2 protein-coding genes are annotated in these 2,948 nt (G+C 67.7%); both read right to left on the bottom strand.

What is annotated here, in order from left to right; genetic code table 11:
• On the bottom strand, positions 1 to 1,404 hold a 1,404-nt coding region (locus tag VNT59_RS02835; RefSeq protein WP_325496430.1), incomplete at its 3' end, for an RNA polymerase sigma factor region1.1 domain-containing protein.
• Positions 1,405 to 1,661: 257 nt separating this feature from the next.
• On the bottom strand, positions 1,662 to 2,948 hold a 1,287-nt coding region (locus VNT59_RS02830; RefSeq protein ID WP_325496428.1), incomplete at its 5' end, for a DNA primase.

Genomic DNA, 2,948 nt, shown 5'->3' with positions numbered 1-2,948 from the left:
GCACTTGTCGACGATGATGCGGCGCAGCTCGCGCTCCTTCTTGCGCACGTCGTCGACCTGGGCGCGCACCATGTCGCACAGGCGTTCGATCGTCTTGGCCGTGAAGCGGATGGTCATCAGCTCCTCGGACAGGGCGTGCTGCGCCTTCGTGTAGTTGGGGGTGCCGTAGCCTTCCTTGTCGTAGACCTTGTGCACCTTCTCGAACAGCTCCTGGATGCGGTCGAACCGCTCCAGCGCCTGGGTCTTGAGCTCCTCGAGCTTCTTGGTGAGCGCCTTCGAGCCGCCGTTGCCGTCGTCGTCGTCGTCGGCATCGAACTCGTCGAAGTCTTCCTCGGCCACGTAGTCGTCGGCCTCGTTGGGGTTCGAGAAGCCGTCGACGATCGTCGAGATCACGACCTTGCCTTCGCGGATGTCGGCCGCCAGGCGCAGGATCTCGGCGATGGTGGCGGGCGAGGCGGAGATGGCTTCCATCATCGCCTGCAGGCCGCTCTCGATGCGCTTGGCGATCTCGATCTCGCCCTCGCGCGTGAGCAGTTCCACCGTGCCCATCTCGCGCATGTACATGCGCACCGGGTCGGTGGTGCGGCCGAATTCGCTGTCGACGGTGGACAGCGCGGCTTCGGCTTCCTCCTCGGCTTCCTCTTCGGTCGCGGCGGTGGGGCCGGTGTTGGTCAGCAGCAGCGTCTCGGCGTCCGGCGTCTGCTCGTACACCGCCACGCCCATGTCGTTGAGCATCGACACCACGACTTCCAGCGTTTCGGCGTCGACCAGCTTGTCGGGCAGGTGGTCGGAGATTTCGGCGTGCGTCAGGTAGCCGCGCGTCTTGCCCAGCTTGATCAGCGTCTTCAGGCGCTGGCGGCGCTTGAGCATTTCCTCTTCGGTGAGGACGGTCTCGTCCAGGCCGAATTCCTTCATCAAGGCCCGTTCCTTGGCCTTGCTGATCTTCATGCGCAGCGGCTTGACCTTCTCGGTCGCCGCCTCGACCGCCGGCTCGACGTCGAGTTCGTCCTCGATGTCGGACAGGTCCAGATCGTCAGCCTTGCTCTCGGTCGCGGCCTTGGGCTTGCGGCCGCGCTTGGCGCCGCCCTTGCCCGCGCCGGCGGCTTCAGCGGTCTGCGCCTTCGGCGGGCGGCCGGGCTTCTTCTTCACCTCCTCGGTCACGGCCGCCTTGACGGGCTTCTTGGCCTCGTCCTTCGCGGCGGCTTTCTCGGTGGGCTTGACTGGTGACTTGGTGACGGACACGGACTTGACTTTCGTTGCTGGCTTGCGGCTCGGCGCGGCAGCCTTGGGGTCGCTCTTCACGACCTTGAGCTGAGCTTTCGGCGCCGAGGCACGTTTGATCGGATTTCTCGGGGCGGGTTTCGCGGCGGGCTTCAGGAGCTTTCCGGACTTTTGAGCAGGCATGAAAAAATACCTCTGGACTCTTCAAAAAGCAGAAACACATCAGGCGCCACGAACCCGGCGCGGGTGGCGAGGACGGCGCGTTCCGGGGCGGTTGGGGTGCCTCGGTCCGGCTGTCATGCCGGGCAAGATGGGTGGGCGAACATTTGGTGTGCAGTCCTTGCGGAAAGGTCGGCCGGTCGGGAGCTGTTGTCCGCGGTTGGCCAGGGTCCGGAGGTGCTGCTGTCGCTCTTGCCGCTAGCAAACCCTACATTATATCTTCAAACACCTTTTTCAAGAGCCTGCTGGCGCTTGAGAGCGAATTGCTTGCGGATCAGCTGTTCCTCTTCGGCCGCGCGTCCGGGTTCTCCCGGGGGCAGCGACTGCACCCGCTTCAGCTCGAGGTCCAGCACGTCCAGCTGCAGCTTCAGCATGTTGGCCCGCAGGTCGGCCACCGTGGCCTCCGGATCCTCCACGACCCGTCCCGAGGGCTGCAGCTTGTCCAGCTCGATCAGCCGGGTCGCCAGCGGCTCGAACGGCTGGCCGGACAGCCCCACCACCAGCGCGGCCAGCGGTTGCGGCCCGTGCTCGTGCGCCTGGTGGTCGACCCACCGGAACAGCTCGCCGAAGTCGCCTTCGAGCCGGCACAGGATCTCGTGCTCGGGCCCGCCGAGCACGTCCCACAGCCTGGAATTCGCCAGCACCAGCCGCGCGATGTTGCCGGCGCTCGCCTCCAGCGCCGGCCGCACGCCGGCGCGGGTCGGGCGGCCGCGCGGCGCTGCGGCGGGCGCGCGCCAGCCGTCCGGGCCACTGGCGCGCGCCGGGCGCGCGCGTTGGCCGGGGCGAATGCCGGTCCACAGCGCCTCCAGCTCGCCGACGTCGATCTGCACCAGCGCCGCGATCTCACCGAGCAACTGGCGCCGCAGCGCGCCTTCGGGCAACTGGGTCCACAGCGGCTTGGCGTTGGCCGCCAGGTGGGCACGGCCCTCCGCCGTGGCGAGGTCGCAGCCCTCGCGGGCGGCTTCGATCAGGAAGCGGGACAGGGGAATGGCGTCGCTCACGCAGCGGGCGAAGCCGTCGCGGCCGAACGCGCGGATGTAGCTGTCGGGGTCGTGCTCGGCCGGCAGGAACAGGAATTTCACCGTGCGCACGTCGGTGGCGTAGGGCAGGGCGCCGTCGAGCGCCTTGCGCGCCGCCCGGCGGCCGGCGTCGTCGCCGTCGAAGCTGAAGACCACCGAATCGGTGAACCGGAACAGCTTCTGCACATGGTCGGCGGTGCAGGCCGTGCCCAGCGTCGCGACCGCGTTCGGAAACCCGAGCTGCGCCAGCGCGACGACGTCCATGTAGCCCTCGGTGACCAGCACGTAGCCGTGCTCGCGCAGCGCATTGCGGGCCTCGAACAGGCCGTACAGCTCGCGGCCCTTGCTGAAGACCGGCGTCTCCGGCGAATTGAGGTATTTGGGCGTGCCGTCGCCCAGTACGCGCCCGCCGAAGCCGATGCATTCGCCCTTGACGTTGCGGATCGGGAACATGATCCGGTCGCGGAAGCGGTCGTAGCGCTTGTCCTC

Origin of the sequence: Ramlibacter sp., assembly GCF_035554825.1 — a bacterium.
Lineage (GTDB): Bacteria > Pseudomonadota > Gammaproteobacteria > Burkholderiales > Burkholderiaceae_C > Ramlibacter.
This window is presented reverse-complemented; position numbering and strand designations above follow the sequence as displayed.